General features: G+C 56.2%; 1 protein-coding gene. It reads right to left on the bottom strand.

Going from position 1 to position 1,749, the window contains the following annotated elements; all coding sequences use genetic code 11:
• Nucleotides 1-299 precede the first annotated feature (299 nt).
• Nucleotides 300-1,328, bottom strand: coding sequence for an IS110 family transposase (locus A3722_RS13805; protein WP_067629787.1), 1,029 nt, complete (start codon nucleotides 1,326-1,328; stop codon nucleotides 300-302).
• Between the last annotated feature and the right edge of the window lie 421 nt (nucleotides 1,329-1,749).

A 1,749-nucleotide genomic window follows, 5' to 3' on the forward strand; every position in this document is an offset into this window, starting at 1 on the left:
GTGTTCATCCATCACCCAACTAGGGCCTTCTGTGGTTGCCGCCCGTAGTGCAAGAATTTTTTGACCCTATTGGCGAGTGATCGAGTGCGGTCTTCTGTAAGGCCTCGAGATGCGGCACTTCCAAAAGCCGCGGGCCGGGATGGTGATCAGCGGATCAGGTCCAAATCTGTTGAGCGAGCTCTGAGCTCGTAGGCCCTAACTGGTTTTCCCAATCCAGATCTATTCGATCGTTTTGCCCATTCAGGTCGTCGTCTTCTTACACTCCCCTTGGCACCGTCGCTAGCAGTTCAACAAGAGCATCATGCCGCGACTGCCAGCGCCGGATCCTTGTAATCTTCGTTCTTTGTCAGCATCGCCCAGATTTGCCGGGCCATCTTATTGGCCAGCGCGATAGCGACCAGCATCTTGGGCTTGCGCGCCAACAATCGTGATAGCCAGCTGCCCTCCGTAATTGTGCGCCGTCCGAGCCAGCCCAGCCGCGACATTGCCCCAATGATCAAGAGACGTCTTATATCAGCTTGCCCGGCCTTGGTCATCCGCCCCAAACGTTCTTTGCCTCCCGAAGAATGTTGCTTGGGCACCAGACCCAACCAAGCCGCAAAGTCACGTCCCGTTTTGAACTGCGCCATATCAGGTCCAAACGCTTCTACAGCGATGGCCGTCAGTGGCCCAACACCGGGCATAGTCTGAAGCCTGCGCGCCCTGTCTGACTCAGCGGCCAGCGACTCGAGTTTCGCGGTGCGTTCGTTGATACGCGCCGTTTTCTCTGCAATCTGCGCCAGCAGGTCCAAGCACTCCTCGCGGATCAATGACAGCAAGTCGGCAGTCTTATCCTCTACAAGCGCTGTGATGCGATTAAGACTGCGTATCCCTTGAGGAAACACATGCCCATGCTCATACAACAGCGCCCGCAAGGCGTTCACATCCGCCGTCCGCTGATGCACCAGGCGTTCCCGGCCACGGAAAACTGCCGCGCGCGATTGTTGCTCGACTGTTTTAGGCTCCACGAAGCGCATCTCGGGCTGGCGAGCCGCGATGACAATCGCCTCGGCGTCGGCAGCGTCGTTTTTCTGGCGCTTCACGAACGGGCGAGCATACTGTGGCGCGATGAGTTTTACCTCATGTCCAAGCGCTTCCATCTCGCGCGCCCAATAATGTGCGCTGCCACATGCCTCGAGGATAACCAAGCTTGGCTCCTGCTTAGCCATGAACACGGGAAACTGCGTTCGCGTCAGCTTCTTGCGAAACTGAATCTCCCCCGTGTGCAGCGCCCCATGAACTTGAAAAACATTCTTTGCCAGATCGACCCCGATCATCATATCCTTCATCTCGCCGTCCTCCTCTTTGTGTGGCTTTCAACACCACGACCTTGGCACATTGCGATGCCGTCTGGGGAGGGCGGCAACCACTCCATCTGTGGACATTCATCTNGTAGTGCAAGAATTTTTTGACCCTATTGGCGAGTGATCGAGTGCGGTCTTCTGTAAGGCCTCGAGATGCGGCACTTCCAAAAGCTGCGGGCCGGGATGGTGATCAGCGGATCAGGTCCAAATCTGTTGAGCGAGCTCTGAGCTCGTAGGCCCTAACTGGTTTTCCCAATCCAGATCTATTCGATCGTTTTGCCCATTCAGGTCGTCGTCTTCTTACACTCCCCTTGGCACCGTCGCTAGCAGTTCAACAAGAGCATCATGCCGCGACTGCCAGCGCCGGATCCTTGTAATCTTCGTTCTTTGTCAGCATCGCCCAGAT

This window comes from Sulfitobacter sp. HI0027, assembly GCF_001634775.1.
In the GTDB taxonomy this organism is placed as follows: Bacteria; Pseudomonadota; Alphaproteobacteria; order Rhodobacterales; family Rhodobacteraceae; genus Sulfitobacter.